We start from the raw sequence: 24,955 nt of genomic DNA on the forward strand, positions 1-24,955 counted from the left end.
TTTTCCTTAGAAACCTTTCGTTTCCAAAAATAATTTTATCATATGAATGGTGGATTTACACTTTATTCTGTCTTTTTCCCGAGTGCCCTTGCAAGCTTCTGACTCGTTAATTCATTGTATTCAAATGAAATACTGTACCCAACAAACAGGCCATATAAAATATATAGGCAAAATGTCGTCACAATGGTGCTTTGCTGCAAATCTTGCACTTGCTTCACGTCGGGGAATATAGGATTAAATACATAAAAAACAAGCAGCCACAAAACCCCTCCATAAATCAGTCCCATCCAAAAACCTTTTACCCGTTTGAGCAGTCCATAATAAATAAAGGCTGCTCCAATAGATAAAATCCCTAAAAGAACAATACTCATAAATGTACCAAGTCCGCCTTTTTTCCATTCACCAAGCACAAATGGCTGCAAAAGCATATTTGGACTCACCTCTGAAAAATGAAACATATGGGTCAGAAATCCGATAAAGCCCCAAAAAACTCCGCCGACAAAACCTGTGGCTGCTGCCCTTGCCACCATTGAAGACGTTTGTACTGATTGATTTTTTTCTTCTTGGTTTTTCTTTTCATCACGTTTCATATGAACACCTCCAGCAAGTAGTATGTCCAAAATGTCATGAAAAAAAGGATTTCCATGCGCGAGTGTAAAATTTTTATAACAGGGTATACTGGCTAAAAAGAGGTAGATAGAATTCTAGTAGATAATCGACCTGTGAGCTAGTGATTTCCCCTCTTTTCCTGTACAATAAAGGTATAAGGAAATGCATGTAAATTACAGGAAACAGGCAGGTTGATGAAATATGTCCAATCAAACAAAACCTCCAGCATATGGAGGGCAGGCAGTTGTGGAAGGTGTCATGTTCGGAGGTAAAAAGAACTATGTGACAGCGATCCGGCGTAAGGATCAGTCCATTGAGTTTTTAAAGCTTCCCCGGACCTCCAATAAACGAACCGCCTTTCTTAAGAAAATCCCTTTTGTCAGGGGTGTGGCTGCACTTGTTGAAGCAAGCGCAAACGGCAGTAAGCACTTAAACTTCTCCAGCGAGCGCTATGACTTAGATCCTTCTGAAGATCATTCTCTTGAAAAAGAACAAAAAAGCTCGAAATTATCAATGATCTTCGGCATTGCTGTGATCGGAGTTCTCTCTCTTCTCTTTAGTAAATTTGTCTTTACTTTAGTGCCTGTCTTTTTAGCCGAACTTGTGCGTCCGGTGTTTTCTGGAAACTTCGCACAAATTGCAGTGGAAACATCCTTTAAATTGATCCTGTTATTAGGCTATATTTACTTTATTTCCATGACCCCTTTAATTAAAAGGGTATTTCAATATCATGGGGCAGAACATAAAGTCATAAACTGCTATGAACAGAATCTTGACATCACAGTGGAAAATGTCCAAAGCCAATCTCGTCTGCATTATCGATGCGGCAGCAGCTTTATTTTATTCACTGTCATTGTCGGCATGTTCGTCTATTTACTCGTACCGACAGATCCTTTATGGGTGAGAGTTCTGAATCGCTTGGCGCTTATTCCGGTTGTTCTGGGCATTTCATTTGAAGTGCTTCAGCTCACAAACAAACTCCGTGACGTGCCAGTGCTTAAAGTGCTTGGCTATCCTGGCCTTTGGCTGCAATTGCTCACAACAAAAGAACCCTCTGATGATCAAGTCGAGGTAGCCATTGCAAGTTTTAATGAACTTCTTCGTTTAGAGGAAGCAGCTGCGAAACAAGCATCAGATTCTGCTCATCAAGTGATCTAGCTTATAAATCCGGTAAATTCTTTCGGAGGTGGACAGTTATGAATCGCCGAGTACATCCTGCTTTTACCATTATTTTCGCTTTAGGTGTTTTGGGATTTGTGTATTTACTCACAACGAATCCAAGCAGACTCTTTACAATGCTGCTATCAGTTGTGATCATTGGAGCGGTTCTATTTTTCTTATTTAGATGGCTGATGAATCGAAGAACTGGAACAGAAGGAAATCTTTATCGTAAAGCAGTCAAACAATCAAAACGTCGCTACCAGCAGCCTAAACCAAAAACGAAAAGCCAGATGAAAAACCGGGTCACTCATTTGCGAAGCGTGCCGACTGACCACAAGTCTAAGCCCGTCCTTCTCAAAAAGAAAAGCCAAACACATTTGACAGTCATTGAAGGCAAGAAAAACAAAAAGAAAAATCGCGCCTTATTTTAAAATGTCCAGCTCTTTAAAAATTGCTCGGCCTTCTGTCTGCCTAGATCGACGAGCGCCTTTTTCTTTTCTGTCATGAGATGAAAATCAGTGGCAATGACGTGTTCTACAGGAATAAAAATAATATGACGTTCGTGTTTTGTGGCAATATGTCTTTCGTCATGAGCACCACGCATCGTTTCAAATAGAGCGCCAAACAGTTCAAACGCATTGCGGATGGAATGTTGAGGGCGTTCTTTTTCGTTTGGGGTTAATGTGACACCGACAAACGGTCTTTTTTTCTCTTCAGCAAAAAGCCAAATCGGAAAGTTGCTGAGCACGCCGCCATCCACTATGGTACAAATTCCTTTTGAAGACCTCAGTTTGACGGGTTCAAAAAAATACGGCAGACTACAGCTCATCCGAATGGCTCTGGCAACAGAAAACCGTTCTGGATTTAACCCATAGGAAGGCAGGTCGTCTGGAAGGACGAGGATTTTGCCATTTGTTAAATCAGAAGCGACGATTTTGAGCGTATCTTTTTTCAGATCCCCAAATACAGTGACGCCTTTTCGTTTTAACACGTCTGTCAGCCATTTCTCTAGACGATCACCTTTGTAAAGGCCAAGACGCCAATAAATAGACACCCACCTGATCATTTTAAACGGGATGAATTGACACCTTCGGTCAAGCAATTGATGCTCATCCATTTCGTCTAACAGCTCCCGAATCTCCTGACTCGTAAAACCCGCTGCAATGAGTGAGGCAATGATCGCTCCCGCACTAGTTCCAGCGAGACGGACAAATTGAAATCCTCTTGCTTCGAGCGCTTCATAGGCGCCTGCAAGTGCTGCACCCTTTATGCCTCCACCTGAGAACACACCATCTATCTTCATCAAGGAGCCCCCTTTTCTGTCACACTATTAATAGTGTAGGAGCATTTGCCTTTCATTAGAACTATATTCAAAAAGGACACCCTTCGCCAGGTGTCCTTTTTCTTAAGATTCTTGATTTGTTTGTTCGTTTTTCTTTTGAATCGCTTTCAGCTGAACAGATCGCTCATCGTTTTCTTCAAAGAATTGGACAAGGTCGCCGATGCGGTCAATGCTGTTCCAGCTGAGATGATGCTCAATACCTTCTACATCATCATAAATTTTCTCTTCATCTACACCAATGATTCTTAAAAATTGCTCTAGCAGTTCATGTCTGTATACGAGACGTTTTCCAATTTTTTTGCCTTTCGGGGTTAAAATTAGACCACGATATTTCTCATAAATGAGGTATTCATCTTTATCTAGCTTCTGAACCATTTTTGTTACAGAGGAGGGATGGACAGCGAGGGCTTCTGCAATATCAGATACTCTTGCATATCCTTTTTCTTCTATCAGCATATAAATTTGTTCAATATAATCTTCCATACTAGGTGTAGTCATAAAACCCCTCCAAAATGCACCTTTACTTAATAATCATAACAATTCTACACCATCGCCCATTAAAAAACAAGAAGAGTCCTTCGTCTTAACGCTTGTAATTCCAATCATCTGTGGCGTATTTCGTTTTGGCGAGGTGATGAACAAATGCCAACTCTTCATCTGTCAGCTCATAAGGCACAAGCTCGATATTTAATCCTTTTTCAAATCCTCGTTTAAATGCAACACGCGCATCGTCTATCGTACATGTTCGATCTGAAATTTCATTGATCGCCACCGCTTTGTTTTTAAAGCTGCGCTGCATCCGCTCTCTCACCCGGTCGTTTGGATACAGAAATAAATCAAACAATTTATCCTCATCAAGATCAATTAAAATCGAGCCATGCTGGAGGATCACACCTTTTTGTCTTGTTTGCGCACTGCCTGCTACTTTTCTGCCTTCTACAACAAGCTCGTACCATGAAGGCGCATCAAAACATACAGACGATCTTGGATTTTTTAAGCTTTCTTTTTCTTTTTCTGTACGAGGAATGGCAAAATACGCATCGAGTCCCAGTTCTTTAAAGCCCTCTAAAATCCCTTCTGAAATGACGCGGTATGCCTCTGTCACCGTCGCCGGCATCTCTGGGTGCTCTTCTGATACAATCACACTGTAGGTCAATTCCTGATCATGAAGAACGCCACGACCTCCTGTAGGCCTGCGGACAAATCCAAGACCATAGCGCTCAACCGCTTCCATGTTGATTTCTTTTTCAACATGTTGAAAATATCCAACAGATAATGTCGCTGGATTCCAACCATAAAAACGGATCACAGGCGGGATCAGCTTCTCACTATGCCAATAAAGCAAGGCTTCGTCCATGGCCATGTTAAAGGCAGGGTCTTGGTTTCCTGTATCAATGAAACACCATTTCTCTTTTTGCATATAAAATCCCTTCTCTTTTACGTAGTCAATGTTAGATGATGGTGGTGACCACCGATTTTCTCTCTTCATCAGTCTATCAAATAGGGAAGGAATTGAAAATAATTCTTACCATTTATGATGACAAGTTTCTTTTGCTTTACTATAATAGTATTTGTCTAAAACGTACCATCAGACAGGTGACTGTGCTGATGCTCAAGAAGGAGTCGAGTCGTATTGCCAATATTCAACTATATCGTCCTCTCACTTTGTGGACTTTTCGTTCTTTATTCCATCGGCAGTTACATTTATCAGCAGCGCATTATGAAAACGCTGACGGAAGCAGAATTTATTAAAGGTTACCGCAAAGCCCAACTCATTGATGTGAGAGAACCAAATGAGTTTGAAGGTGGACATATTTTAGGCGCAAGAAACATTCCCCTTTCACAATTAAAGCAGCGCAAAAATGAAATACGCCCTGACAAGCCTGTTTATCTCTATTGCCAAAATAATTTGAGAAGCGGAAAGGCTGCTCAAACGTTACGTAAAAATGGCTGTCGTGAGATTTATAATTTAAAGGGCGGCTTTAAAAAATGGGGCGGCCGCATTAAAACAAAGAACTAACAAAAAAGACTTTGGGAGCTATTGCCCCCATGAGTCTTTTTATTTTCTTTCAAAAACTAGCACTGGATTCCGTGCTGCCTTTGTTTCATCCATTCGTTTCACAACGGTTGTATGTGGTGCTTCCTGTACGATTTCTGGGTTCTCTTCCGCTTCTTTTGCGATTTGAATCATCGCTTCAATAAATGCATCAAGGGTTTCTTTTGATTCTGTTTCAGTTGGTTCAATCATGATACATTCCTCTACATTCAGCGGGAAGTAGATCGTTGGCGGATGATAGCCAAAATCAAGTAATCGTTTGGCAATATCAAGTGTCCGCACACCTAGTTTCTTTTGACGTTTACCTGAAAGGACAAATTCATGCTTACAGTGGCGATCAAATGGCAAATCATAATGAGCACATAAGCGGCGCATCATATAGTTTGCATTCAACACCGCATGATCAGTTACAGCCTTTAAGCCGTCTGGTCCCATAGAGCGGATATACGCATACGCTCTGACATTGATACCAAAGTTCCCATAGAACGGTTTCACACGGCCGATGGATTCTGGACGATCGTAATCAAAGAAATAACGATCATCTTTCTTCACAAGCACTGGCTTTGGCAAATATGGAATCAAATCCTTTTTCACGCCAACTGGACCTGAACCAGGGCCTCCTCCTCCGTGTGGACCTGTAAAGGTTTTATGAAGATTTAAGTGAACCACATCAAATCCCATATCCCCCGGTCTTGCTCTGCTTAATACGGCATTTAAGTTCGCTCCATCATAATAAAGCTTCCCACCTGCTCCGTGGACGATTTCAGCCATTTCTAAAATATTTTCTTCAAAAAGGCCGAGTGTATTTGGATTTGTGAGCATGAGCGCCGCCGTTTCTTCATTGACAACACGGCGCAGGTCGTCTAAATCGACAAGCCCATGTTCATTAGATGCCACCGTAATCGTTTCAAATCCAGCTACGGTTGCAGATGCGGGATTTGTTCCATGAGCAGAATCAGGCACGATGACTTTTGTTCGTTTAAGATCTCCTCTTGCTTCATGGTATGCACGAATCATCATGAGCCCCGTCCATTCGCCATGTGCTCCTGCCGCAGGCTGTAATGTCACAGCGTCCATTCCTGTAATTTCTTCTAAATGGTCACCTAAATCATAAAGTAACTCTAATGCACCTTGCACAGTGTCTGCCTCTTGAAGTGGATGCACATGCGAGAAGCCTGCAAGACGTGCCACCTTTTCGTTAATCTTTGGATTATATTTCATCGTACAAGAGCCTAGAGGATAAAAGCCAGAATCGACCCCGTGATTACGTCTAGATAATGCTGTGTAGTGACGCATAATATCCAGTTCAGAAACCTCTGGCAGCTCCGCATCTTCATGGCGGATATACGTTTCATCAAATAAATCTGGGAGCTTCTCCTCAGGTACGTCTAAATCAGGCAGGCTGTAACCAATTCTTCCTTCTTTGGATAATTCAAAAATAAGCGGCTGATCTTGTTTATTCATGACGATCCCCCAATTCCTTGATGAACGTATCAATTTCTTCTTTTGTTCTTAGTTCTGTCACAGCGACGAGCATATGCTGCTGAAGCTCTGGATAATCACGTCCCAAGTCATATCCACCGATGATCCCTTTTTCAAGCAATCGCTCATTCGCTTCTTTCACAGGTTCATTCAGTTTCAACACAAATTCATTAAAATGAGCACCCTCTATTTCAGCCTGTAACCCATGTTTTTCTGCCTGCGTCTTGGCATAATGGGCTTTTTGTACGTTTTGATAGGCAATGTCTTTGATACCTGTTTTCCCAAGCGCCGTCATCGCAACAGAAGCGGCTAACGCATTTAATGCTTGGTTTGAACAAATATTTGAAGTCGCTTTGTCTCTTCGGATATGCTGCTCGCGCGCTTGAAGGGTCAGCACAAATCCTCGCACACCGTTCTCGTCTTCCGTTTGCCCGACTAAACGCCCCGGCACTTTCCGCATTAATTTTTTCGTCACAGCGAAATATCCACAATGAGGTCCGCCAAATGCAGCTGGAATGCCAAACGGCTGCGCATCACCAACGACAATATCTGCTCCAAGCTTTCCTGGCGGTGTCAGTAAACCAAGGGCCAGCGGGTTGCTTGAGACGATGAATAAACTTTTCCCTTTATGCGCAATCGGTTCAATGTCTTTTAACGGTTCAACAACACCGAAGAAGTTTGGGTATTGGACAAGGACCGCTGCTGTTTCGTCGCAGACGGCTTCTTCTAATGCGGTTAGATCAGTCTGACCTTTTCGAGCAGGTACCTCGACGACTTCAATATGCTGTCCCTTCGCATATGTTTTCAGCACCGCTCTTGATTCAGGATGAACCGTTTCAGAGACCACAATCTTTTTCTTCTTTGTATGTCCTGCAGCCAGCATCGCCGCTTCAGCTAATGCCGTTCCGCCATCATACATCGAGGAGTTGGCAAGATCCATACCGGCCAGCTCAGCAATCATTGTTTGAAATTCAAAGATTGCTTGCAATTCACCTTGAGAAATTTCAGGCTGATAAGGCGTGTACGCTGTATAAAATTCAGAACGTGAAATCACATGGTCGACAATCACAGGCTGGTAATGATCATACACACCAGCACCTAAAAACGAGGCATAGGCCACTGTGTCTTTATTTTTTGCAGCAAGACGAGACAATTCCCGCACTAGCTCTGTTTCAGATGCGGCTTCTTTGATGTTGTACGCACCTTTGAATCTGACTTTCTCTGGGATATCTGAGAAAAGCTCATCAATTGACTGAACACCGATGACATCCAGCATTTCTTTTTGATCTTGCTCTGTTTGCGGCAAATACCTGTGCTTCATCCTCTATTCCTCCTCGTTATTTGGCTCTTTTATAAAATGGTGTGGCGACGATTTTGGCTTTTAGACGTTTTTTACGAACTTGCACTTCCACTTCTGTCCCAAGCTGCGCCTCTGATGTTTCAATCAAGGCAAGCCCAATATTTTTCTTTAATGTTGGAGATTGTGTACCGGTTGTGACTACACCAATCTGCTTATCTCCTGAGAAGACCGGATAGTCTGTCCGCGGTATCCCCTTATCTATCATTTCAATCCCGACAAGCTTTCGTTTCGGTCCTTCTTCTTTTTGTTTTTTAAGTGCATCTTTTCCGATAAAATCCGCTTCTTTATCCGTTTTAACAGCAAAACCAATGCCGCCTTCTAAAGGAGAAATATCCTTCGTGAGCTCTTGGCCATAAAGTGGGAGTCTTGCTTCAAATCTTAAGGTGTCACGTGCACCGAGTCCACATGGGATCAGTCCTTTCGGCTGTCCAGCTTCTAATAAAGCGGTCCAAAGGTGAACAGCATCTTCTGACTGGCAGTAGATTTCAAAGCCATCTTCTCCTGTGTAGCCGGTTCTTGATACAAGCACCTCTTTTTGCGCAATGATTGCTTTTGATAAAAACGTAAATGGCTTCAGTGATGTTACCTCTTCATCCGCAACATCTTTGATGATGTCAGCAGCAAGAGGTCCTTGAAGAGCTAACAAAGCGGTTTGATCAGAGACATTTTTAATCGAAACGTCTTCCTCCCCTTGATGTTTCAGCAGCCAATCCACATCTTTTTCAATATTTGAAGCATTGATCACAAGTAAATAGTTGTTCTTTTCTTTTTGGTAGACGAGCAGATCATCCACCGTTCCGCCATCTTCATAACACATGGCTGTATATAGTGCCTTACCGTCTGTCAGCTTTGACAGATCATTGGTTAATAACCTTTGTAAAAAAGGAAGGGCTCCCTGACCTGTGACTTCCACCTCACCCATGTGAGACACGTCAAACAGCCCTGCTTTTGTTCGAACAGCTTCATGTTCTTCTTTAATGGAAGAAAATTGGACAGGTAATTCCCAGCCCCCGAAGTCAATGGTTTTTGCGCCAAACGTTTCATACGCATGAAAAAGCGGTGTTCGTTTCAACATCAATCGTTTCCCCCTTTTTTCTTACAGTGCACATCACAAGCTGAATTTTCAGAAAAAAATCACAGCAAAAAAGGACAGAGCGCTCCCTTTTATCAAAAAGAAGTCTCTGTCCTTGCACCTGAAAGTTTACAGCACAACATCATTGTGCGTTTTCCCCTTTGGTGGTTTGCTAAAATTGATACGCAAACACTCTCCAGAGTTGCGTCCGGTAAGAGTACTTTTGCCTGAGAGATTCACTGAATCCATTCAGCTTGCTCCTTCGGCGCCTGTCAGTGCAAAATAACCGCTAGGTCTCTCCCCATACCATCATCCGCTCATATTCTTCAACTTTATTGGACATACTATCAAAATGGGTGACTTATTCTCTAGATCACTTACCAACATCCTACCATTAGAAATGGATGAAGAGCAACAGAAAAATCATTAACATTTTTAAAATAATCATTCAGTATCGTTCGCTTTTATTGATATATAACACCTTTTAAATCGCTATCAAAAAATGAAGCGTTTAAAAACAGAACGATTTTATCATCACTCTACCAGAAAGGCAGGCGGTCACATTGAATATTCAAACGATATTTGATCAAAAATGGGCAAGTGAATTTCAAAAGCGGCTTACAGCAGACGGTCCCTGGGCGAATTGGGATATGTACCGTTTAGCAGCACAGGTACAAAAAGTGACAGCCATTGATTCATTTGAAGGACTGCAAGCACCTGCGCACCTGCCTGCATTTACTCCTTTAAAACACCAGCTCGAAGTCGCTAGAAGAGTCGTAGAAGAGATGAATGGGAAAGCCATTTTAGCAGATGAAGTGGGTCTTGGAAAAACCGTTGAAGCAGGACTGATTATCAAAGAATACATGATTCGCGGACTTGCCAAAAAGATTCTCATTCTCGTACCCGCCTCCCTTGTGTCCCAATGGGTACAAGAACTGCGGACGAAATTTTACATAGATGCTGTCGAGCAAAAGAAGAGCTATGTGTGGGAGCAGTGCGATGTTGTGGTTTCCTCAATTGATACAGCCAAAAGACAGCCGCATCGAGACACGATCTTATCCATCTCCTACGATATGGTCATTATTGATGAAGCACACAAACTGAAAAACAATAAAACGAAAAACTATGAGTTTGTGAGAAATTTGAATAAAAAGTTCTGCCTACTGCTCACAGCCACACCTATCCAAAATCGGATAGGAGAAATTTTTAATCTCGTCTCTCTGTTGAAGCCAGGCCATTTAGGTAATGAAACACAATTTAAAGACCTCTTTGCCAAAAAAGATCTTCAACTTGAAGACCATGACCGGCTAAAACAGTTAGTCAATAAAGTCATGATTCGGAACCGGAGACAAGACACTGGCATCGAGTGGTCAAAGCGTCATGTGAAGACAATTTCTATTGATTTCTCCCCAACAGAACAAGCATTATATGATGAAATTTGTAAGTTAAAAGAAAACCCTTCCTATACGAAGCACATGTTTTCAATTATGACCTTAGAACGAGAATGCTGTTCGAGCCGTGAGGCCGTCTATATGACCATCAAAAAAATGCAAGAAGAGGAAAAACACATTCTAGGCGCTTCTGCTATTATGCAAATCATGGAGAAAATCAACCAGGTAGAACAAAATTCTAAAGCACTTGAAGTCGTTAAACTCATTCAGCAATTAAATGAAAAAGTCATTATTTTCACTGAATACCGTGCGACACAAATTTATTTACAATGGTTTCTCCAGCAAAACGGCATCAGTTCGGTCCCTTTTCGAGGCGGGTTTAAACGGAGTAAAAAAGACTGGATGAAAGATTTATTTAGAGAGCGGGCGCAAGTGCTCATCGCGACAGAAGCAGGCGGCGAGGGGATCAACCTTCAGTTTTGCAACCAAATCATCAACTACGACCTTCCGTGGAACCCAATGCGCTTGGAACAAAGAATTGGACGTATTCACCGGCTCGGTCAAGAGCGGGATGTCCACATTTACAATATGGCAACTAGCGGGACAGTCGAAGAACATATTTTAAAACTTTTATATGAAAAAATTCAGCTATTTGAAAACGTCATTGGCGATCTAGATGATATTTTAACCCGAATTGATATCCAAGATGCTGAAACAGAATTGCATCAAATTCTCTTCCAGCACGAGTCTGACGTAGACATGAAAAAGAAATTAACCCAATTTGCTTCCTATTTAACAGAAGCACAAACACCGCTTTTAGAAGAAAGACAGCAAGGTTCATAAAGGAGAGTTGACCAATGGAGCAGCGCGAGATTCACACATTTCTTCTCCGTTTCTTTCAGGCAAATCAATGCGACATACTCGAAGAAAGTGCAGGGCACCTGACCGTACAACTGACAATCGAAATGGATAAATTGATCATGAACCGCCCTTTTTATTGGCATTGGCTCGAAAAAACGGGCGGCGTACCTGAGCCGAGGCAATTGACTTTGATCACCGATCAAAAAAAAGCTGATGACACGGTCGAAGGAGAATTTGTCCACTTCGGCTCCCCTCGTCTATTCCAAATATTCGAGGCTGTGAAACAACAAGGCCGTTTTATCCGGCTGTATGAAAAAGTCAGACCGCTCACAAACAGCCAGATCGCACTAGAGCCGTGGCTTGGTCTCAATGTGAAAATATCCTATCTAGCAGACCGTAAAAAAGATAAACTGCTATCCCTTGGACTTCATCTGATACACGGAGAAGTCATCGAACAATTTCAGGAGAAGCTGGAAGCGCGTGAGTTATCGTCTCAAATTCCTGATTATTGCTTCACAATGAGTACGATGATTAAACCAGAGAGCGGCGTCAAACGGCTTTACAGCCTGATGGAACGTTATGCCTATGAAGAGCCGGACGATTGGGCGGTAAGAGCTGTTCAAAAGTGGAAAGAAGACTCGGAACTTTTAAACCAATTTTATGAAGGGACTTCAGACACGTCTGTAGAATATGAAATAGAAAGACAAGCACTTAAAACTTTATACGAACCAAAAATCAGTCTTACGATTGAAAATGGCGGACTTTTTTACTTACAGCAAAAAAGAGGAGGCTGACCTAGCGAGTCTCCCTCCCTTTCATGTGATATACAATTTTCGATCAATCAAAAGCAACGTTTGTCTGTTTGTATTGGGCGGAAACATGACGCAAGCAATCTATGAGGTCTTATCACCTGTGTTTTTCCATTTCATGCGTTAAGTGCCTGAAATACACGATTCAGTATTTTAGGAGGGTATTTGTATGGAAAAGAAAACGAAGTTATTAGACAGTGAATGGGTTCAATTATTACGTGAAGCGCGCAAAGCAGGACTAACAGTTGAAGAAGTCCGTCATTTTCTCAAATCACGCGAAAAGTCCTCTGAGTCTCCCCCTATGGCAAGAAGTCATTCTATCAAACCTTTCTGAATGTGCTATAATATCGAAAGGAAGGTGATGACATTGATTGGCCAGCGTATTAAACAATACCGCAATGAAAAAGGCTACTCACTATCAGAACTGGCCGAAAAGGCTGGGGTAGCGAAGTCTTATTTAAGTTCAATAGAAAGAAACTTGCAAACAAACCCCTCCATTCAATTTCTTGAAAAAGTCTCCGCTGTTCTGGACGTCTCGGTTCATACACTGTTAAACGAAAATGATGAAACCGAATACGATGGTCAATTAGATAGTGAATGGGAAAAACTAGTTCGAGATGCAATGACATCAGGGGTTTCGAAAAAGCAATTTCGTGAATTTTTAGATTATCAAATCTGGAAAAAAAAGCAAGAAGAGGAGTAATGCGCATGTTTTAGCGCATACTCCTCCAATTGCTATGCAGATCTTGTTACCAGTCTAAAGACTGACTTTATTTTTTATCTTCGCTGTGTGCTTTTTCGTTTTCTTTCACGTAGCCTTTTTCATCCGTATGCTTTTTTGGATTGATCGTTAAACCATTCCACTGAGTCGCTTCAAAGGAAAGATCAATTTGAATCGCATCGCCTTGGTATTTATTTTGGATATAGTTACCGGCTTTATCCTTCGTCTGGTCATTGACAAATTCAATGATCATTTCCATTTTATCGTAATCAAACGGATTCTTTGGAATGCCGTCATACTCTGGAGCTGTTGATCCATCAACGGTGGCAACATTAATTTTACCACTTTCATGTAAAAACTTCTCATCGATAGCATGACGAAGCTTTTCAAATGCGGTCTGATCCTGCTTTGACGTTAATAGATGCAGGTCAAGCAGGTTTGCATGGTCTAAAATAATATTTTTCGGGTAACCATTCCCACCTTCGGCTCCAACCGTTAGAACACTCACCTGAAATTGGCTGAGGAATTCTTCAGCTGTATTCTTCCCGCCATTTTTCGCTGATGTTCCATCTTGAAATTGGCTGTAATCAAGACTCATCAGGACTTGATTAATTGCAAGAGACCCTTTATTTTCAAAATTAAATTCCTTCTTTATACGGTCACCGGGTTTTATGTTCGCAAGGTTGATGGCGCCGGAATTCTCTTTTGCAGATAGATTCAGCTCTCCTGTAGAGTAGACCGCATTTGCCGTCTCAACATCATTAAATGCAGCCCACGTTCCCCCGCCAATTAAAGCAAGACCTAACGCTCCCGATAATACACCTAAACGAATTGTTTTTTTCATTGCCATGATTGAACCCCCTAATAAATTGTTTTATTGAAACCTGATATAGGTTACAAACGAAAATTTATGCTTGTTCCTCTGACATATGTAACTCAGCCGTATGTCTTCGATGTTTGGCAGCACCAACAAAATGAATGGTAGAATAAACAAGCAGCATCACCCCTGGAATAATGAGCAAAAGGGCGGTCCCAGCAGAAGTTCCTGCATACGAAAGAAGCTTTCCTGCATAAGGAATGTTCACTCCCGTATACTGCGCAGTCACTTGATTCGCTTTAACGAGCGTGCCGTCTTGATACATATTATGGTCTCCTTTTGTCTCAAAGGCTTTATTTACTCCTTTTCCTTTCACCCCAACAATGCGGTGAGTCACAAAGGATTGGTCTTGCTTCGTTTGAAACGTAATAATATCCCCTTTTTTGAGTGTTTCTGGTGAGGTTACATGTTTCACGACAATCAATGAACCTGTCGAAAATTCCGGTTCCATTGATCCAGATAATACTTGCTTGAACTCATAACCAAAAATCTGAGGATCTCCTCCTGTTGTTCTTGATGACAACACGACAATAATACACACAATCATCATCGTGAAGACCAGCGCGTAAAGAATACTCCCAGACATTTTCATCCACTTTTTCATACCTTTCTCCCCTTTACATATCATGTTTCATTTAACAGGCAAACCTTATTTAGGTTGCCTTTTCTTGACAGTTCGAAAGCTGCATATGTTGAGACGTAAAGAATGGCTTTTCAGAACCACCAAACCCTTTAGGATAATAGATTTTAAACACATAGATTCCATTTGTTTTTGCTTTAACCGTAGTGACAGTCATCGTTTCTTCTGATGAGAGGGACTGGATAGCACCTTGTTCAAGAACATGGCCATCTTGTAATGGCATCTGATCACTCTCTACTTTATGCAGTTCCCACTTCCATTCAGAGTGCGATATAGGCTGTCCAATATTTTTGAGTGACATGCTCAGCTTTTGAGGCGCACAGACTGTCCCCACAATGATCGTTTGATCGATCAGTTTCAAATGGCTTCTATCCCATTTCTTCGGCTGGCAATGCTGATCTGTCTCTTCAAAATTTTCACATGTTTTCATAACAAAATTTGAATGCTTGACATCGTTAAAAGAAGCGTGAGTAGACGTAATAAAAAAAGAAGTGAAAATCAAACAAATAGCACAAAATAGTACAAAGAGCGGCTGTTTCATTGATTCGTTCAACTCCTTGAACAATTGTTCTTTAAAAAGAACGATTAAACTTAGTATAAAGAATTACCTATAAAATCCAAAACGTCAAATTAGTCCATTTTGTTCTTAAACAAGAACATTACCGAGAAAATTCTTCCATTTTCTCATTCTTTCGCCATATTCAATATTTTTTTCTGTGACATTTGTACTTCTTAAAAATTTACATAAAAGTGCAGGATTTGGTCAGGATAATAATTGGTGAGGTGATGTTAGTTGAAATATGGAAGAATCATGATCATGCTCAGTTTACTGTTAAGCCCTTCGATCCAAAGCGCCCATCTAGCGGAGGCAAAAGGAATCACTGCTGCCGCAGATCAATGGGAAACAAGGGCAGTCAAAGAAGCAAAAAAAAGGTATCCGCTGGCACATGTTTTATTCAAACAAAAAGTGTGGGATCGGCACCGGGAGAAAGAATCCGTGAAGCAATATCATATTACGTTGAAAGATCAGGCCAAAGAATTTGGGGTATATGTCACCATTTCCTATAACCCATACTCGAACAAGGTCAATAAAGTCATTGTTGTGGAAGAATACAGCTAAAATGGCATTAAAAAAACCGCCTGCTGGCGGCTTTTTACTTTTGTCGATGACGATGACGTTTTTTTAGCATCATTGAGAAGCCAAAAGGCAGAACACCAAATAAACGCTGAGAAAATGGTGGTTTTGTCTCCATTTTTTCCTGTTTATGTTCTTTCCGCTCGTCACGTGGTGTATTCATATATTTAATGATTTCCTGCGTCATATATTTTACGTAATCATTTGTCTTCATCGAACACTCACCTCTTCTTCCTTAAAGTGTTACCAAGAAGAGTATCGTTTTATACACTCGCTAATAAGTGCTGATCCATTGATTGATTTCTCCTGTCTCCTTATTCATCTCTAGTTCCCGCTCGTCAGTTACACCACCCTTTGTTTCGATGTTAACCAAGAGGCGGACTAGCTTTTTTCTGTGATCGCACTCAATTCGCTTCAATGTCACTTGGCCTTCTTCTGTGACAATTGGGCTCAATGGCTGATCACAAATACGATTTAATTTGTTTGCGGCTTCATTTAGACCCATTCGAAATAACTGTTGTTTTTGGTAAAAAGAAATCGTGAGCTCTGCACTTTTCAACTCTTTTTGAAACCCTATGGTCATTGAGCCTAGAATCAATAAAAATAAAAGAATGACAGCAAATACGTGTGGATAAATAAACCCATCTTCTCTTTTCACGTTTTAGGAATCACTCCTTTGTAAGTGAAAAAAACAGCTTCATGTACTTGACCAAATACATCTGTGACTTGGAGAGTGGTGGTTTGCTCTTTTGTTCTCACATGGAATTGTTTCACCTTTTGTAATAATGGGAGATGGCCTGCCTGATCCGTTCGTTTACGAAGGATCTCTTGATACGGCTCAATCGTCACCACTCGCCCTTGATTTGACATGTACTCCAGTGCTGTTCCATTTTTCACCGCTCTTACAGCGACAGCACAATTTAGATCCTCCTCTAATTGCAGGACAGTTTGTTTCCACTCCATTTGCGAAAACTTGTTGATTTCAGCAAACGGATGAGCTTTTTCAGCAATTGAAAAAAGCAGCATACAGCCAAAAGAAAGCAGCAAAAATAGCTGCAATTGCCATATTGCTTGAGCGAGTGTAAAGCCTTGTTCATCGCTCCAAATGTCGAAAGCAAATCGTCTTCTTTTTTTGTACTTTGTATGAAACACACCCCTTCTCCTGACCCCAAGTGAGTTCATATGTGATCTCGCCTCGTTTCTTTGTACTTGATTCCTTTTGACCTTCTATAAATGCTTTATTCATATACTCATGTAAGATTTGATAAGCTTCAAGTTTGGCTCTTAATTCTTCTTTCCCAATTGTCAGTTTTTCAAAGGATGGCACGAGCACAAGAGCAGCAAATAGAAAGAGATGGCAAGAAAAGAGCATCTCAAACGTACTAAATCCTTTATTGTTTCTGAACATGAATCCGCCCGCTCCCTAAGTAAATCGTGAGTTTATATATTTGACTGCCAAATTGAACAATGAGAGAACCGCCGCTATTTGGATGTCCGTTTTTATTAAAGTGAAGGCCTTGTTGAAATGTGGATTGCTTGATGATGCCTTTTTTCTGTGGATTAGAAGCAATGATCTGCCCACTATTCTGCTCGATGACTTCATAAGATACATCGGGCGGGTGAAACTCAACAGTTACTCGTGTTTTTTTAATAAATGCAGTATAAGATGCCAATTGAAGATCTTGTTTTAGCAAGTTCACTTGCTTTTTTGCTTCAGCACTTTCTAATATATTGGGAACTTTTCCACCTATCATCGATAATAAGATAGAGAAAATCATGACGATCAAGAGCTGCTCAATAAGTGTAAATCCTTTCTCCTGGAAAAACCATTTATTCATTCTTCACATCGCCGTTTTGAATGAAAATTGCTTTTCCATTCGGACAAGTTAATCCCTTTTTGACATAGCCTTCTTTTTCTAATTCAGCTAAAGATGGCGTCTTGCCGTCATGCTCTAATTCATATGCCATTACCTGTGTACTCACCATTGATTTCAGCCCTTCACAGCCCTTTGCTTGAATGCTTTGATGATGGCGAGTAATATTTGGAATGGTGATCAATAAAAGAATGGAGATCACAAGCATGACAATTAACATTTCTAACAGTGTAAATCCTTTATCATTCATGCCTTAGTCCTCCTTTTCACACTTGTTCCATTAGTTGATACATTGGTAAAAGAATAGATAAATACACAATGAGTATAAGAAATGCTGTTAAGCCATAGATGACAGGCTGCAGCCATGAAACCCATTTTTCAATTTTCAATTCTGCATTCTCTAAAAGAAATTGACTATATGTGTACATCTCTCTTGCTAGCATCCCGCTTGCTTCCCCATGCTTGATGACAGCTGCAAAATGCCTTTCAAAAAAAGGAGATCGGCTTATTTGATGTTCCATACTCTCACCTTTTTTTAACTCTCCTATCATTTGTTCAGACATTTCTTGAAGGAAGGGTAAATAGGTCTGCTGTTTAAAAGCTTGCAAACTTTCGTAAATCGATAGCCCAGCTTGGAGAAGTCCGCTTAGCTGAAGAGAAAAAAGATACGTATGCATCAGTTGTACCCCTTTAAATAACACTGGCATCCTGCTGATGACTTTCAGTTTCTCAAGGGTCGATTTTTTCTTAAAAAAGAGCTCATAATATCCAAAAAGACAGATACATATACAACCGATCATGAGCAGCAAAGCGTGTAGGAATTGGAAGAGGCCAAACATTCCTTGAATGAGCCACGACATGCTTGTATTCATAGAAGAATATAATAAAGAAAATTGAGGGACGATCATTTGCTGAACAATGATGAGCACAACAAAAACCGTAAACATAAGAAAAATCGGATATCGTAACATGCGCTTGAATGTGTCTACCTGCATGATTTTTTTCTCTAAAAAACGGGCGCTTTGTTCAAGAGCTCGCGCTAGGCTGCCATGTTTCTCTGAAAAACAAAGAATAGCGACGGCTTCCCGCTGAAAATGAAGTCGCTCAAGCACAACGTAAAAAGGCTCTCCTTCAAGCAGCCACTGAATGCCTGGCGTTAATCGCTGCTGCTGTTTTTTTGATAACTGAATATTTACCATCGTTAATGCCTCAATCAATGTATATCCAGCTTGAATCAATTGAGCCAGTTTCGATAAGAATTCAGCTTGTTCTTTTTTAGACCAGGCTTTAGAGGCTCGCTTCTTCATAAACCCAGCGATGATATGTGCTTTTTGATAAATAGCCGAGTGCCACTCCTTTCCGAATTAGTCTTTGCAGTGTTTCGTATGACGAATGAGCGTATTCTCCTTTTGCCTCTTTGATACACTCACCAAGCTCCTTTCCGTAAAGCAATTCAAATACATTTGTTCGTCTGACTGGCCGATTTAGTTTGCAATAAAGCTCACACGTTTCGCCGCAAAATGGACATGCGAGTTCGATTAACCGCTGAGCAGCAATGGCAACCATTGTTTGTTCGAGTTCATTCATCGTCACACCAAATTCCAGCATTCGATAAAGAGCTCCTTTTGCATTTTTTGCATGCAGTGTGCTCATGACTAAATGACCTGTCAAAGCTGCTCTAATAGCTGTTCTGGCTGTTTCCGCATCTCTTATTTCTCCAAGCACAATCATATCTGGATCATGTCTTAAAATAGCGCGTAAACCTGCCGCATACGTGATACCAGCTTTTTCATTTACTTGAACCTGCAGCACTTCTTCATTTCTTGTTTCCACAGGATCTTCAAGGGTAATAATATTTCGATTAAAATGTTTTTTGGCGAACTGAATCAATGAATAAAGTGTTGTCGTTTTCCCTGAATTTGTTGGTCCAGTAAATAAAATGAGCCCATGCGAATGATTCAGAAACGATAATAATCTCGCTGAAGCCTTCGGGAACAGTGACAAATACTTTGTTTTCGGCACATGATCCTGCGGTAAAATCCGAATCACTAGACTTTCATCATTTACAGTCGGTAGTGTAGAGAGCCGAACAAACACTTGACCGCGTCTTAGCATCACAGCCAATGATCCATTTTGTGGTCTCCTTCTTTCACCAATATCCATAGAAGATAAAAATTTGAAATGAGCAATGAGCCGCTCTCCGCTCTTTTTGTCAATGATCCGCTGCTGAATGAGGTCAGCGTCTACACGAAAAGAGACTGAAGCTTCCTTTTCTCTCGGAACAATATGCACATCAGATGCTCTCATGCGGCATGCCTCTTCTAGCAGCTCTTGTCCCAAATATTCAATACCATACAAGTGGTTCACTCCTTTCAGTGACCCTATTGTATGATGGCGGAACGTACCTGACAAAAGCGTATTTCATGATTTTCATGACTGAAAAGATGTGAAAATGTTCAATTCGAGATGTATTTCATCCATAAATAATGGAAGCACATACTAAAAAACTTGACTTTTACAACAACAGGTTCCGTTCAGAGGGGAAAATAACGAAATAACATTAAAAAAAGAGGTGCTATTTGGTCTTACCCCTGTCAAGTAGACAATTATAAATAAGCCTAACCTGCCAGTGTGTGACGGTATTCTACCGGAGCACACTGGTTTAATTTTTTCTGAAATCGATCGTGATTATAGAATTGAATGTAATCTTCTATGCTTTTATGAAGCTCTTCTTCCGTTTGACACGAAGAAAAGTAAGTGTTCTCTGTTTTGAGATGGGAGAAAAATGATTCGATACAGGCATTATCCAGGCAGTTTCCCCTTCGGGAATGACTGCCCTTCAAACCAACGTTTTCTAGTCGCTTTTGATATGCTTTTGTTGTATATTGAAATCCTTGATCTGAATGAAGTAGGGCTCCTTTGACATCCCGCAGGGATGTCAAGTTCTTTAATGTCTCCATGACCAGTTCAAGATCATTTCGTTTTGACAGTTTCCATGCGACGATTTCATTGTTGTATAGATCTTGTATAGCTGAAAGATAATAAAAGTGATGCTGGCAAGCGATATAGGTAATATCAGTCACATATAGCTGATTGTATTGATTGGCTTTAAATTTTCGGTTTAATCTGTTTGGATGGACAACCGAAGCTTGTCTTCCGAAATACCGCCGTTTTTTTCGAATGATTGATTGGATGTTCATCTCTTTCATCAACCTGTAGACACGCTTATGGTTGATGCGAAATCCTTCTTTCTTTAAAGCGATTGTCACCCGAGGATAGCCATAGAAGGGTCTTGAATGATGAATGGCCATGATGTGTTCTTTGAGGATTTGTTCTTTCAGTTGTCGTTCCATTCGAATCTTTTGATTCTTACGCCATTTATAGTACCCAGATCGTGATACTTTGGCGATGCAGACGAGCCATGTCAACGGAAAAAAACTCTTTAATTCGTGAACAACTTCAAACCTCACATTCTTTAAAATCCATCCTCTCCGTGTAGATTTGGATAACGCTTTTTTAAGTATTCTACCTGTGCCTTTAAATAATCTCTTTCTTCTTCCACATTTTTAAACATGAACTTGGGACGTCCGTTAAAAGGATTTTCTGACTTTGTATGTTTTCCTCTTTGATCTTCAAAAGATTGCCCCTCACGAAATTTTCTGACCCAACTTTTTAACTGAGTGGAGCTTTTGATACCTAATTCTTCAGACAATGACTGATAACTTTTGTTTCCTTCTTCGTACATTTTGACAGCTTTCATCTTAAATTCTTTAGAATATTGTTGAAATTGTTGTCCTTTTCTCGCCATAAAAAATCCCCTCCAAGTATAGTGTAACAGCCAAGATATGTTCTTGGGCTTTTTACACTGTCTACTTAGAGGGGATAATATCAATTGGCACATCTTTTTTGAAGATTATCATTATTTCATTTTGTTCTTCCATTGTGGATTATTTGTTACAACGAATGAGTTAAATAGTGAATCATACGGATCCCTTCGGGTGAGAAAACAGAAATTTGAGGTTGAGAAATCATTGACTCATATAATGTGTCTACCGGATAGGACAAATCCTATTAAATCAACATTTATGGATAAAAAAAGAGACCAAATCTATATGCTGATTGGTCATCTCATTCATATGCTCATTACATTGTTTCTCCATGTCAACGGACCCGTTACTTTTACTAGTAAAATTTTTTTGTTCACGTTGCTTCTTCCTGCTGCTCTTCAAAGATACGAAATCCTCTTTTTTCTAAAGCTTTTGCAAGGCTGTGTTCAGTATTTACTTTTGAAAAATCAATGCCGAGTTTCACTACTGTTTGAGCAATCTCTGGGCGAATGCCTGATATAATCGTCTCAATTCCTAGCAGCTTCGCACTATCGACCACTTTAAACAGCTGATAAGCAACCATTGTATCAACAATGGGAACGCCAGATATATCAATAAATAAATGCGTTAGACGCAGTCTAGATGCCTGTTCTAGTACTGATTCCAAAATGATTTTCGCCCGGTACGTATCAATTTCGCCAATCAGCGGCAAAATACCGATCTCTTTTGAAACTGGAATAACAGGTGCACTAAGCTCTTGAATCATCTCTCTTTGTGCATTAAGCTGATTGATTGTCACGCGGTCATACTCTTCTGATAAACGCGCAATCATGTCATCAAATGTGGCATGAAAATGCTGATTCCAATCGCACACATCTTTGAGTATCACTTCAAGCTCTGTTTGTTGTGTAAAAGTCTCAATTCTCGAACAAAAAATGTGACGGAACACCTTAAATTGTCCAATGATTTCATATAAAGGTACTTCATGAACAGCTCGATCGCGGGCTATATCAACTGACCACTTTTTTAGATGATCTTCTACTTTATCTGATAGCGTGACTAACGTTGCTGCAATGGTTTGGATAAATGCTGTGTTTTGTTCTTTCAGCTTCTTTTCTGTCTCCTCTGAAGCATGTTTGGAATATAATGAGCCTTCTTCTGTTCTTGTTTTCAGCCATTCTTCGGTCATGACAGGTGCTTCTTTAAGAATAAATTCATATAATTGCTCAGATTTTTCATTTTTCATTTCTGTCGTTCGCTCCTTTTTCACTTACAACTAGTGACAACCAACTTTTTATGTATAAATGACCGCAGATGGTGAACAATAGCATTACACGTTTCATATTGGGCTATAGCCAAGTGGTAAGGCAATGGACTTTGACTCCGTGATCGTTGGTTCGAACCCAGCTAGCCCAGTTCAGCACAAAAACGAAGACGGCCGAAACATCATTCAGCTGATCTTCGTTTTTGATTAGGAAACCGATTGATGAATCGCTTTCTTTTTTGAAATTTTCATGAGTTCCCCAGGATTATAGCCGACCACTAATTTATTTCCATTAATGATAATAGGTCTCCGGAGCAGCTTTGGTTTTTCAATGAGAAGCTGAAGTACTTCATTTACTTTTAGATCATTAATATTTAAGTTCAAGCTTTTAAAAGCTTGGCTTCGAGTAGCTAAAATTTCATCCATTCCTTCTGTTGTTAAGGAAAGGATTTTTTTCAATTCGTCTAGAGTTGGCGTTTCTCTGAAAAGGTGACGCTCTTTAAAATCAATTTGATTCGCCTTTAACCAGTGTTTTGTTTTACGGCAAGACGTGCAGCTTGGGTATGAATAAAAAGTAATGTCACTCATTAGTCTTCCTCCTTAGGTCGTTAACCTTTTCTCTTATGGACTAAGTACCCTCATGCATTTAGGCATAAACACTTTTTCATCACTTTTTCAAAAAAATTTTTCTAACGAAAGAATGAATGTTCACACGTTGTCAAAAATGTAAATGTTTACATAACAAGTGATCATCAGCTATAATATGAATCAAAGGGGTTTTTTAAGGGGAGGGAAAGAAATGAATCGCATGTTCCGCGTTCTTGGGTTTTGGACGGGTATTTTTGCTGTCATGTTCTATTTAGGACATATGAAAGATGCATCCTTGCTGTTCTTCGGTCAAACCGTTCTTTTTGTATTTTTATCCTACTTGAATTTATCCGAAAGAATGTATATTTACATTTTCGGAGCGTACTTGACGATTTTCTTTGCCGGATTTACATATTATTCGATTTTCATCATGGTTCCCGGTACCGGACATTAATAGAAAAAAGCATCTCCTTTGAAAGAGATGCTTTTTTCGTGCGTGCTATTATAAAGAAAACCCATTGATAAACGGATTTTGCTCCTGTTCTGTAAGCACAGTTGTTTCCTCGCCATGTCCACTTAACACAAGAGTTGATTCGGGCAATGACAACAATTTGTCATGTATCGATTGAAGCAGCACGTCTTGATTACCGCCCGTTAAATCAGTTCTCCCGATACCGCCTTGGAATAAAGTATCACCAGAAATGACAAATCCCTCTTCCGCTGAATAGTAAGACACACTGCCAGGTGAATGACCTGGTGTGTGGAACATTTCTAATGTAAACGATCCAATTTGAAGAGGTCCTTCTGACGTAATCAATTGTTCAGCTTCTTTGACCGTAATTCCGTTACCAATTAGGCGAGCTGAACCGTTTAGCTGAGCATTTGTCAGCCATTCTTTTTCCTTTTCATGGACATAAAGCGGAATTCCCCATTCTTGACGCACCTCATCTGCTGCACCAATATGATCAAAATGGGCATGTGTCAGTAAGACAGCAAGTGGTTTCAGCTGTTTTTCTTTCACATAAGAAATTAGCTTTTGCGCTTCGCCGCCTGGATCAAAAATTAAACATTCTCCCTGTTCATTTTTCCAAATATATGCGTTCGCTTGCACATAGCCTAGCGGCATTCTTCTCCAATTCATTTTCATCACCTACTACTTTTTTCATTCTTTTTTATTATGAAGGCTATTCAATAAAAATTCAAACAATCGTCAACTTGAATGTACTCGACAAGCTTTATGAAAACGGTTAAAATGAAAAGAAAGGAAATCAAGGGGATTGATGACAAAGGGGGACTTTCATATGATGCTCGTCATTATTTTTGGTCTAGTCACGATTTTAGCCGCTCTCGGCATCTATCGCTCACTCAAAAAAGTGAACGTACTGGCCATTGCTTTCGCTGGCGCCACATTTTTGGTTTTTGGATGGTTTACCGTCATGACCATCATCTATAGCGGTTATCCAACTGCACATTAAAAGCCTGCAATTAGCAGGCTTTTTCTATTGATTCAAATGTTTATTCACGCTTTCTAATTTGCTTGAAAGGGTGGTCGTTTGATCTCTTCTGTCATCTATGCGGATATTGGTTGCTACTCGGTGTAAACCCTTTTCAAATGGAGCCTCATGAATACGCTGAATGACCTCAAATAAAACGGATAGCTCCCCTTCAATTAATGTATTCATTGGTGTGAGCTGATATTTGATTTTCCCTTCTTGTTGAAAGCCCTCTAACAGTCTTTGTACGTCTGCTACATATGCACTCACGCTTGGTGTCTCAGTGCCTATTGGAATGATGGTGACATCTGCTATCGCCATGGTTCTTGCTCCTTTCAATGACATCCTATTTCTTTCTCGTTCTCATTGTAACCCATCGTGATTCAAAAATGC

33 protein-coding genes, 1 tRNA gene and 2 riboswitches are annotated in these 24,955 nt (G+C 40.4%); of the genes, 11 read left to right on the forward strand and 23 right to left on the reverse strand.

Translation table 11 applies throughout. The features are described 5' to 3' along the window. Positions 1–62: 62 nt before the first annotated feature. On the reverse strand, positions 63–590 hold the full coding sequence (locus NST57_RS11965; RefSeq protein ID WP_142155482.1) for a YqhR family membrane protein: 528 nt from the start codon (positions 588–590) through the stop codon (positions 63–65). A 220-nt stretch (positions 591–810) separates the two neighbouring features. Between NST57_RS11965 and NST57_RS11970 the strand changes: the two genes are divergently transcribed. Together NST57_RS11970 and NST57_RS11975 are read left to right on the forward strand one after the other, a co-directional pair. Further along, positions 811–1,767: a DUF1385 domain-containing protein gene (locus NST57_RS11970; protein ID WP_142155483.1), complete on the forward strand. Its 957-nt coding sequence runs from the start codon at positions 811–813 to the stop codon at positions 1,765–1,767. Between the two features lie 38 nt (positions 1,768–1,805). Further along, positions 1,806–2,201, forward strand: a complete 396-nt coding sequence (locus NST57_RS11975) for an SA1362 family protein (RefSeq protein WP_096881615.1) — start codon at positions 1,806–1,808, stop codon at positions 2,199–2,201. Here the strand turns inward: NST57_RS11975 and NST57_RS11980 are convergent. From NST57_RS11980 to NST57_RS11990, 3 genes are all read right to left on the reverse strand, one after another. After that, positions 2,198–3,073 carry a patatin-like phospholipase family protein gene (locus tag NST57_RS11980; RefSeq protein ID WP_341298602.1) on the reverse strand — a complete coding sequence of 292 codons (876 nt, stop codon included), beginning with the start codon at positions 3,071–3,073 and terminating at the stop codon, positions 2,198–2,200. The genes NST57_RS11975 and NST57_RS11980 overlap by 4 nt on opposite strands. Positions 3,074–3,175: 102 nt before the next feature. Next, a complete protein-coding gene (mntR, locus tag NST57_RS11985; protein WP_003215946.1) occupies positions 3,176–3,610 on the reverse strand; it encodes a transcriptional regulator MntR in 435 nt (144 codons plus the stop codon). Between the two features lie 85 nt (positions 3,611–3,695). Continuing rightward, positions 3,696–4,532 carry a lipoate--protein ligase family protein gene (locus tag NST57_RS11990; protein ID WP_017357972.1) on the reverse strand — a complete coding sequence of 279 codons (837 nt, stop codon included), beginning with the start codon at positions 4,530–4,532 and terminating at the stop codon, positions 3,696–3,698. 219 nt (positions 4,533–4,751) lie between these two features. On the opposite strand from NST57_RS11990, the gene NST57_RS11995 reads away from it, so the two are divergent. Next, positions 4,752–5,132 (forward strand): rhodanese-like domain-containing protein, encoded by a 381-nt coding sequence (locus NST57_RS11995; protein WP_024718853.1) that lies wholly within the window; start codon positions 4,752–4,754, stop codon positions 5,130–5,132. Positions 5,133–5,171: 39 nt separating this feature from the next. Here the strand turns inward: NST57_RS11995 and gcvPB are convergent, their stop codons facing one another. The 3 genes from gcvPB to gcvT are packed head-to-tail and all read right to left on the reverse strand — an operon-like array spanning position 5,172 to position 9,085. After that, the gene (gene gcvPB, locus NST57_RS12000) at positions 5,172–6,632 is read right to left on the reverse strand and encodes an aminomethyl-transferring glycine dehydrogenase subunit GcvPB (protein WP_041506963.1); all 1,461 of its coding nucleotides are present in this window, start codon (positions 6,630–6,632) and stop codon (positions 5,172–5,174) included. Further along, the gene (gene gcvPA / locus NST57_RS12005) at positions 6,625–7,971 is read right to left on the reverse strand and encodes an aminomethyl-transferring glycine dehydrogenase subunit GcvPA (protein ID WP_341298603.1); all 1,347 of its coding nucleotides are present in this window, start codon (positions 7,969–7,971) and stop codon (positions 6,625–6,627) included. The genes gcvPB and gcvPA overlap by 8 nt, the downstream gene beginning before the upstream one ends. A 16-nt stretch (positions 7,972–7,987) precedes the next feature. Next, positions 7,988–9,085: a glycine cleavage system aminomethyltransferase GcvT gene (gcvT, locus tag NST57_RS12010; protein WP_019743009.1), complete on the reverse strand. Its 1,098-nt coding sequence runs from the start codon at positions 9,083–9,085 to the stop codon at positions 7,988–7,990. 104 nt (positions 9,086–9,189) lie between these two features. Then, positions 9,190–9,284: riboswitch (glycine riboswitch) on the reverse strand. A gap of 3 nt (positions 9,285–9,287) precedes the next feature. Then, a riboswitch (glycine riboswitch) is annotated at positions 9,288–9,395 on the reverse strand. A 250-nt stretch (positions 9,396–9,645) separates the two neighbouring features. On the opposite strand from gcvT, the gene NST57_RS12015 reads away from it, so the two are divergent. The 4 genes from NST57_RS12015 to sinR all read left to right on the forward strand — a co-directional run bounded on the left by NST57_RS12015 (position 9,646) and on the right by sinR (position 12,846). Then, positions 9,646–11,316: a DEAD/DEAH box helicase gene (locus tag NST57_RS12015; protein WP_341298604.1), complete on the forward strand. Its 1,671-nt coding sequence runs from the start codon at positions 9,646–9,648 to the stop codon at positions 11,314–11,316. A gap of 14 nt (positions 11,317–11,330) precedes the next feature. Then, positions 11,331–12,128: a YqhG family protein gene (locus NST57_RS12020; protein ID WP_341298605.1), complete on the forward strand. Its 798-nt coding sequence runs from the start codon at positions 11,331–11,333 to the stop codon at positions 12,126–12,128. Between the two features lie 184 nt (positions 12,129–12,312). Then, positions 12,313–12,477: an anti-repressor SinI family protein gene (locus NST57_RS12025; RefSeq protein WP_008342197.1), complete on the forward strand. Its 165-nt coding sequence runs from the start codon at positions 12,313–12,315 to the stop codon at positions 12,475–12,477. Positions 12,478–12,510: 33 nt separating this feature from the next. Then, positions 12,511–12,846 (forward strand): transcriptional regulator SinR, encoded by a 336-nt coding sequence (gene sinR, locus NST57_RS12030; RefSeq protein WP_017357978.1) that lies wholly within the window; start codon positions 12,511–12,513, stop codon positions 12,844–12,846. Between the two features lie 67 nt (positions 12,847–12,913). On the opposite strand, the gene tasA is transcribed toward sinR, so the two are convergent. From tasA to tapA, 3 genes are read right to left on the reverse strand one after another with little or no spacing between them, the layout of a single operon-like run. Continuing rightward, a complete protein-coding gene (gene tasA / locus NST57_RS12035) occupies positions 12,914–13,714 on the reverse strand; it encodes a biofilm matrix protein TasA (protein WP_142155488.1) in 801 nt (266 codons plus the stop codon). A 58-nt stretch (positions 13,715–13,772) separates the two neighbouring features. After that, positions 13,773–14,345, reverse strand: a complete 573-nt coding sequence (gene sipW / locus NST57_RS12040; protein ID WP_017357979.1) for a signal peptidase I SipW — start codon at positions 14,343–14,345, stop codon at positions 13,773–13,775. 49 nt (positions 14,346–14,394) lie between these two features. Beyond that, entirely contained in the window at positions 14,395–14,922 is a 528-nt protein-coding gene (gene tapA / locus NST57_RS12045; protein WP_341298606.1) for an amyloid fiber anchoring/assembly protein TapA, read from the reverse strand. Positions 14,923–15,174: 252 nt separating this feature from the next. Here tapA and NST57_RS12050 point away from each other — a divergent pair, with 252 nt between their 5' ends. Further along, complete coding sequence (locus NST57_RS12050; RefSeq protein ID WP_017367590.1) at positions 15,175–15,501, forward strand: DUF3889 domain-containing protein; 327 nt, start codon at positions 15,175–15,177, stop codon at positions 15,499–15,501. Positions 15,502–15,535: 34 nt separating this feature from the next. Here NST57_RS12050 and NST57_RS12055 read toward each other — a convergent pair whose 3' ends face one another. The 10 genes from NST57_RS12055 to NST57_RS12100 form a co-directional block, all read right to left on the reverse strand. Continuing rightward, positions 15,536–15,730, reverse strand: a complete 195-nt coding sequence (locus NST57_RS12055; RefSeq protein ID WP_034319624.1) for a YqzE family protein — start codon at positions 15,728–15,730, stop codon at positions 15,536–15,538. Positions 15,731–15,790: 60 nt separating this feature from the next. After that, the gene (locus NST57_RS12060) at positions 15,791–16,174 is read right to left on the reverse strand and encodes a competence type IV pilus minor pilin ComGG (protein WP_142155491.1); all 384 of its coding nucleotides are present in this window, start codon (positions 16,172–16,174) and stop codon (positions 15,791–15,793) included. Then, positions 16,171–16,668: a competence type IV pilus minor pilin ComGF gene (comGF, locus tag NST57_RS12065; RefSeq protein WP_341298607.1), complete on the reverse strand. Its 498-nt coding sequence runs from the start codon at positions 16,666–16,668 to the stop codon at positions 16,171–16,173. The genes NST57_RS12060 and comGF overlap by 4 nt, the downstream gene beginning before the upstream one ends. Next, positions 16,610–16,924, reverse strand: a complete 315-nt coding sequence (gene comGE / locus NST57_RS12070; protein WP_142155493.1) for a competence type IV pilus minor pilin ComGE — start codon at positions 16,922–16,924, stop codon at positions 16,610–16,612. Before comGE ends, comGF begins: the two co-directional genes overlap by 59 nt. Then, complete coding sequence (comGD, locus tag NST57_RS12075; RefSeq protein ID WP_341298608.1) at positions 16,908–17,354, reverse strand: competence type IV pilus minor pilin ComGD; 447 nt, start codon at positions 17,352–17,354, stop codon at positions 16,908–16,910. Before comGD ends, comGE begins: the two co-directional genes overlap by 17 nt. Next, entirely contained in the window at positions 17,347–17,640 is a 294-nt protein-coding gene (gene comGC, locus NST57_RS12080) for a competence type IV pilus major pilin ComGC (protein ID WP_008342186.1), read from the reverse strand. The genes comGD and comGC overlap by 8 nt, the downstream gene beginning before the upstream one ends. A 16-nt stretch (positions 17,641–17,656) precedes the next feature. Then, positions 17,657–18,697 carry a competence type IV pilus assembly protein ComGB gene (gene comGB / locus NST57_RS12085; protein WP_341298609.1) on the reverse strand — a complete coding sequence of 347 codons (1,041 nt, stop codon included), beginning with the start codon at positions 18,695–18,697 and terminating at the stop codon, positions 17,657–17,659. Then, positions 18,678–19,748 carry a competence type IV pilus ATPase ComGA gene (gene comGA, locus NST57_RS12090; protein ID WP_017357987.1) on the reverse strand — a complete coding sequence of 357 codons (1,071 nt, stop codon included), beginning with the start codon at positions 19,746–19,748 and terminating at the stop codon, positions 18,678–18,680. Before comGA ends, comGB begins: the two co-directional genes overlap by 20 nt. Positions 19,749–20,008: 260 nt before the next feature. Continuing rightward, positions 20,009–21,198 (reverse strand): IS3 family transposase gene (locus NST57_RS12095; protein ID WP_445818773.1). Its coding sequence is split into 2 segments (ribosomal slippage): positions 20,009–20,910 and positions 20,910–21,198, totalling 1,191 coding nucleotides; the frame shifts between segments, so codons are not numbered across the junction. Between the two features lie 392 nt (positions 21,199–21,590). Next, positions 21,591–22,463 carry an STAS domain-containing protein gene (locus NST57_RS12100; protein ID WP_341298610.1) on the reverse strand — a complete coding sequence of 291 codons (873 nt, stop codon included), beginning with the start codon at positions 22,461–22,463 and terminating at the stop codon, positions 21,591–21,593. Positions 22,464–22,562: 99 nt separating this feature from the next. Between NST57_RS12100 and NST57_RS12105 the strand changes: the two genes are divergently transcribed. Continuing rightward, positions 22,563–22,633 (forward strand) — tRNA-Gln (locus NST57_RS12105). A 55-nt stretch (positions 22,634–22,688) separates the two neighbouring features. On the opposite strand, the gene NST57_RS12110 is transcribed toward NST57_RS12105, so the two are convergent. Beyond that, positions 22,689–23,069, reverse strand: a complete 381-nt coding sequence (locus tag NST57_RS12110; protein ID WP_142155497.1) for a Spx/MgsR family RNA polymerase-binding regulatory protein — start codon at positions 23,067–23,069, stop codon at positions 22,689–22,691. A 211-nt stretch (positions 23,070–23,280) separates the two neighbouring features. Here NST57_RS12110 and NST57_RS12115 point away from each other — a divergent pair, with 211 nt between their 5' ends. Beyond that, positions 23,281–23,523: a DUF2626 domain-containing protein gene (locus tag NST57_RS12115; protein ID WP_003217440.1), complete on the forward strand. Its 243-nt coding sequence runs from the start codon at positions 23,281–23,283 to the stop codon at positions 23,521–23,523. Positions 23,524–23,571: 48 nt separating this feature from the next. Here the strand turns inward: NST57_RS12115 and NST57_RS12120 are convergent, their stop codons facing one another. Next, positions 23,572–24,210, reverse strand: a complete 639-nt coding sequence (locus NST57_RS12120) for an MBL fold metallo-hydrolase (protein ID WP_017357989.1) — start codon at positions 24,208–24,210, stop codon at positions 23,572–23,574. Between the two features lie 160 nt (positions 24,211–24,370). On the opposite strand from NST57_RS12120, the gene NST57_RS12125 reads away from it, so the two are divergent. Then, positions 24,371–24,544, forward strand: coding sequence for a DUF2759 domain-containing protein (locus tag NST57_RS12125; protein WP_003217333.1), 174 nt, complete (start codon positions 24,371–24,373; stop codon positions 24,542–24,544). A gap of 24 nt (positions 24,545–24,568) precedes the next feature. Here NST57_RS12125 and NST57_RS12130 read toward each other — a convergent pair whose 3' ends face one another. After that, entirely contained in the window at positions 24,569–24,883 is a 315-nt protein-coding gene (locus NST57_RS12130; RefSeq protein ID WP_017367597.1) for an MTH1187 family thiamine-binding protein, read from the reverse strand. Between the last annotated feature and the right edge of the window lie 72 nt (positions 24,884–24,955).

It is taken from the genome of Bacillus sp. FSL M8-0077 (assembly GCF_038050255.1).
GTDB classification, from domain to species: domain Bacteria; phylum Bacillota; class Bacilli; order Bacillales; family Bacillaceae; genus Bacillus; species Bacillus altitudinis.

What these genes read in the sequence shown, in the direction of transcription:
- NST57_RS11965 (WP_142155482.1), bottom strand. Translation starts at nt 590, where the DNA reads ATGAAACGTGATGAAAAGAAAAACCAAGAAGAAAAAAATCAATCAGTA.
- NST57_RS11970 (WP_142155483.1), top strand. Translation starts at nt 811, where the DNA reads ATGTCCAATCAAACAAAACCTCCAGCATATGGAGGGCAGGCAGTTGTG.
- NST57_RS11975 (WP_096881615.1), top strand. Translation starts at nt 1,806, where the DNA reads ATGAATCGCCGAGTACATCCTGCTTTTACCATTATTTTCGCTTTAGGT.
- NST57_RS11980 (WP_341298602.1), bottom strand. Translation starts at nt 3,073, where the DNA reads ATGAAGATAGATGGTGTGTTCTCAGGTGGAGGCATAAAGGGTGCAGCA.
- mntR (WP_003215946.1), bottom strand. Translation starts at nt 3,610, where the DNA reads ATGACTACACCTAGTATGGAAGATTATATTGAACAAATTTATATGCTG.
- NST57_RS11990 (WP_017357972.1), bottom strand. Translation starts at nt 4,532, where the DNA reads ATGCAAAAAGAGAAATGGTGTTTCATTGATACAGGAAACCAAGACCCT.
- gcvPB (WP_041506963.1), bottom strand. Translation starts at nt 6,632, where the DNA reads ATGAATAAACAAGATCAGCCGCTTATTTTTGAATTATCCAAAGAAGGA.
- gcvPA (WP_341298603.1), bottom strand. Translation starts at nt 7,971, where the DNA reads ATGAAGCACAGGTATTTGCCGCAAACAGAGCAAGATCAAAAAGAAATG.
- gcvT (WP_019743009.1), bottom strand. Translation starts at nt 9,085, where the DNA reads ATGTTGAAACGAACACCGCTTTTTCATGCGTATGAAACGTTTGGCGCA.
- NST57_RS12020 (WP_341298605.1), top strand. Translation starts at nt 11,331, where the DNA reads ATGGAGCAGCGCGAGATTCACACATTTCTTCTCCGTTTCTTTCAGGCA.
- NST57_RS12025 (WP_008342197.1), top strand. Translation starts at nt 12,313, where the DNA reads ATGGAAAAGAAAACGAAGTTATTAGACAGTGAATGGGTTCAATTATTA.
- tasA (WP_142155488.1), bottom strand. Translation starts at nt 13,714, where the DNA reads ATGGCAATGAAAAAAACAATTCGTTTAGGTGTATTATCGGGAGCGTTA.
- sipW (WP_017357979.1), bottom strand. Translation starts at nt 14,345, where the DNA reads ATGAAAAAGTGGATGAAAATGTCTGGGAGTATTCTTTACGCGCTGGTC.
- tapA (WP_341298606.1), bottom strand. Translation starts at nt 14,922, where the DNA reads ATGAAACAGCCGCTCTTTGTACTATTTTGTGCTATTTGTTTGATTTTC.
- NST57_RS12055 (WP_034319624.1), bottom strand. Translation starts at nt 15,730, where the DNA reads ATGAAGACAAATGATTACGTAAAATATATGACGCAGGAAATCATTAAA.
- comGE (WP_142155493.1), bottom strand. Translation starts at nt 16,924, where the DNA reads ATGTTCAGAAACAATAAAGGATTTAGTACGTTTGAGATGCTCTTTTCT.
- comGD (WP_341298608.1), bottom strand. Translation starts at nt 17,354, where the DNA reads ATGAATAAATGGTTTTTCCAGGAGAAAGGATTTACACTTATTGAGCAG.
- comGC (WP_008342186.1), bottom strand. Translation starts at nt 17,640, where the DNA reads ATGAATGATAAAGGATTTACACTGTTAGAAATGTTAATTGTCATGCTT.
- comGB (WP_341298609.1), bottom strand. Translation starts at nt 18,697, where the DNA reads ATGAAGAAGCGAGCCTCTAAAGCCTGGTCTAAAAAAGAACAAGCTGAA.
- NST57_RS12100 (WP_341298610.1), bottom strand. Translation starts at nt 22,463, where the DNA reads ATGAAAAATGAAAAATCTGAGCAATTATATGAATTTATTCTTAAAGAA.
- NST57_RS12110 (WP_142155497.1), bottom strand. Translation starts at nt 23,069, where the DNA reads ATGAGTGACATTACTTTTTATTCATACCCAAGCTGCACGTCTTGCCGT.
- NST57_RS12115 (WP_003217440.1), top strand. Translation starts at nt 23,281, where the DNA reads ATGAATCGCATGTTCCGCGTTCTTGGGTTTTGGACGGGTATTTTTGCT.
- NST57_RS12120 (WP_017357989.1), bottom strand. Translation starts at nt 24,210, where the DNA reads ATGAATTGGAGAAGAATGCCGCTAGGCTATGTGCAAGCGAACGCATAT.
- NST57_RS12125 (WP_003217333.1), top strand. Translation starts at nt 24,371, where the DNA reads ATGATGCTCGTCATTATTTTTGGTCTAGTCACGATTTTAGCCGCTCTC.
- NST57_RS12130 (WP_017367597.1), bottom strand. Translation starts at nt 24,883, where the DNA reads ATGGCGATAGCAGATGTCACCATCATTCCAATAGGCACTGAGACACCA.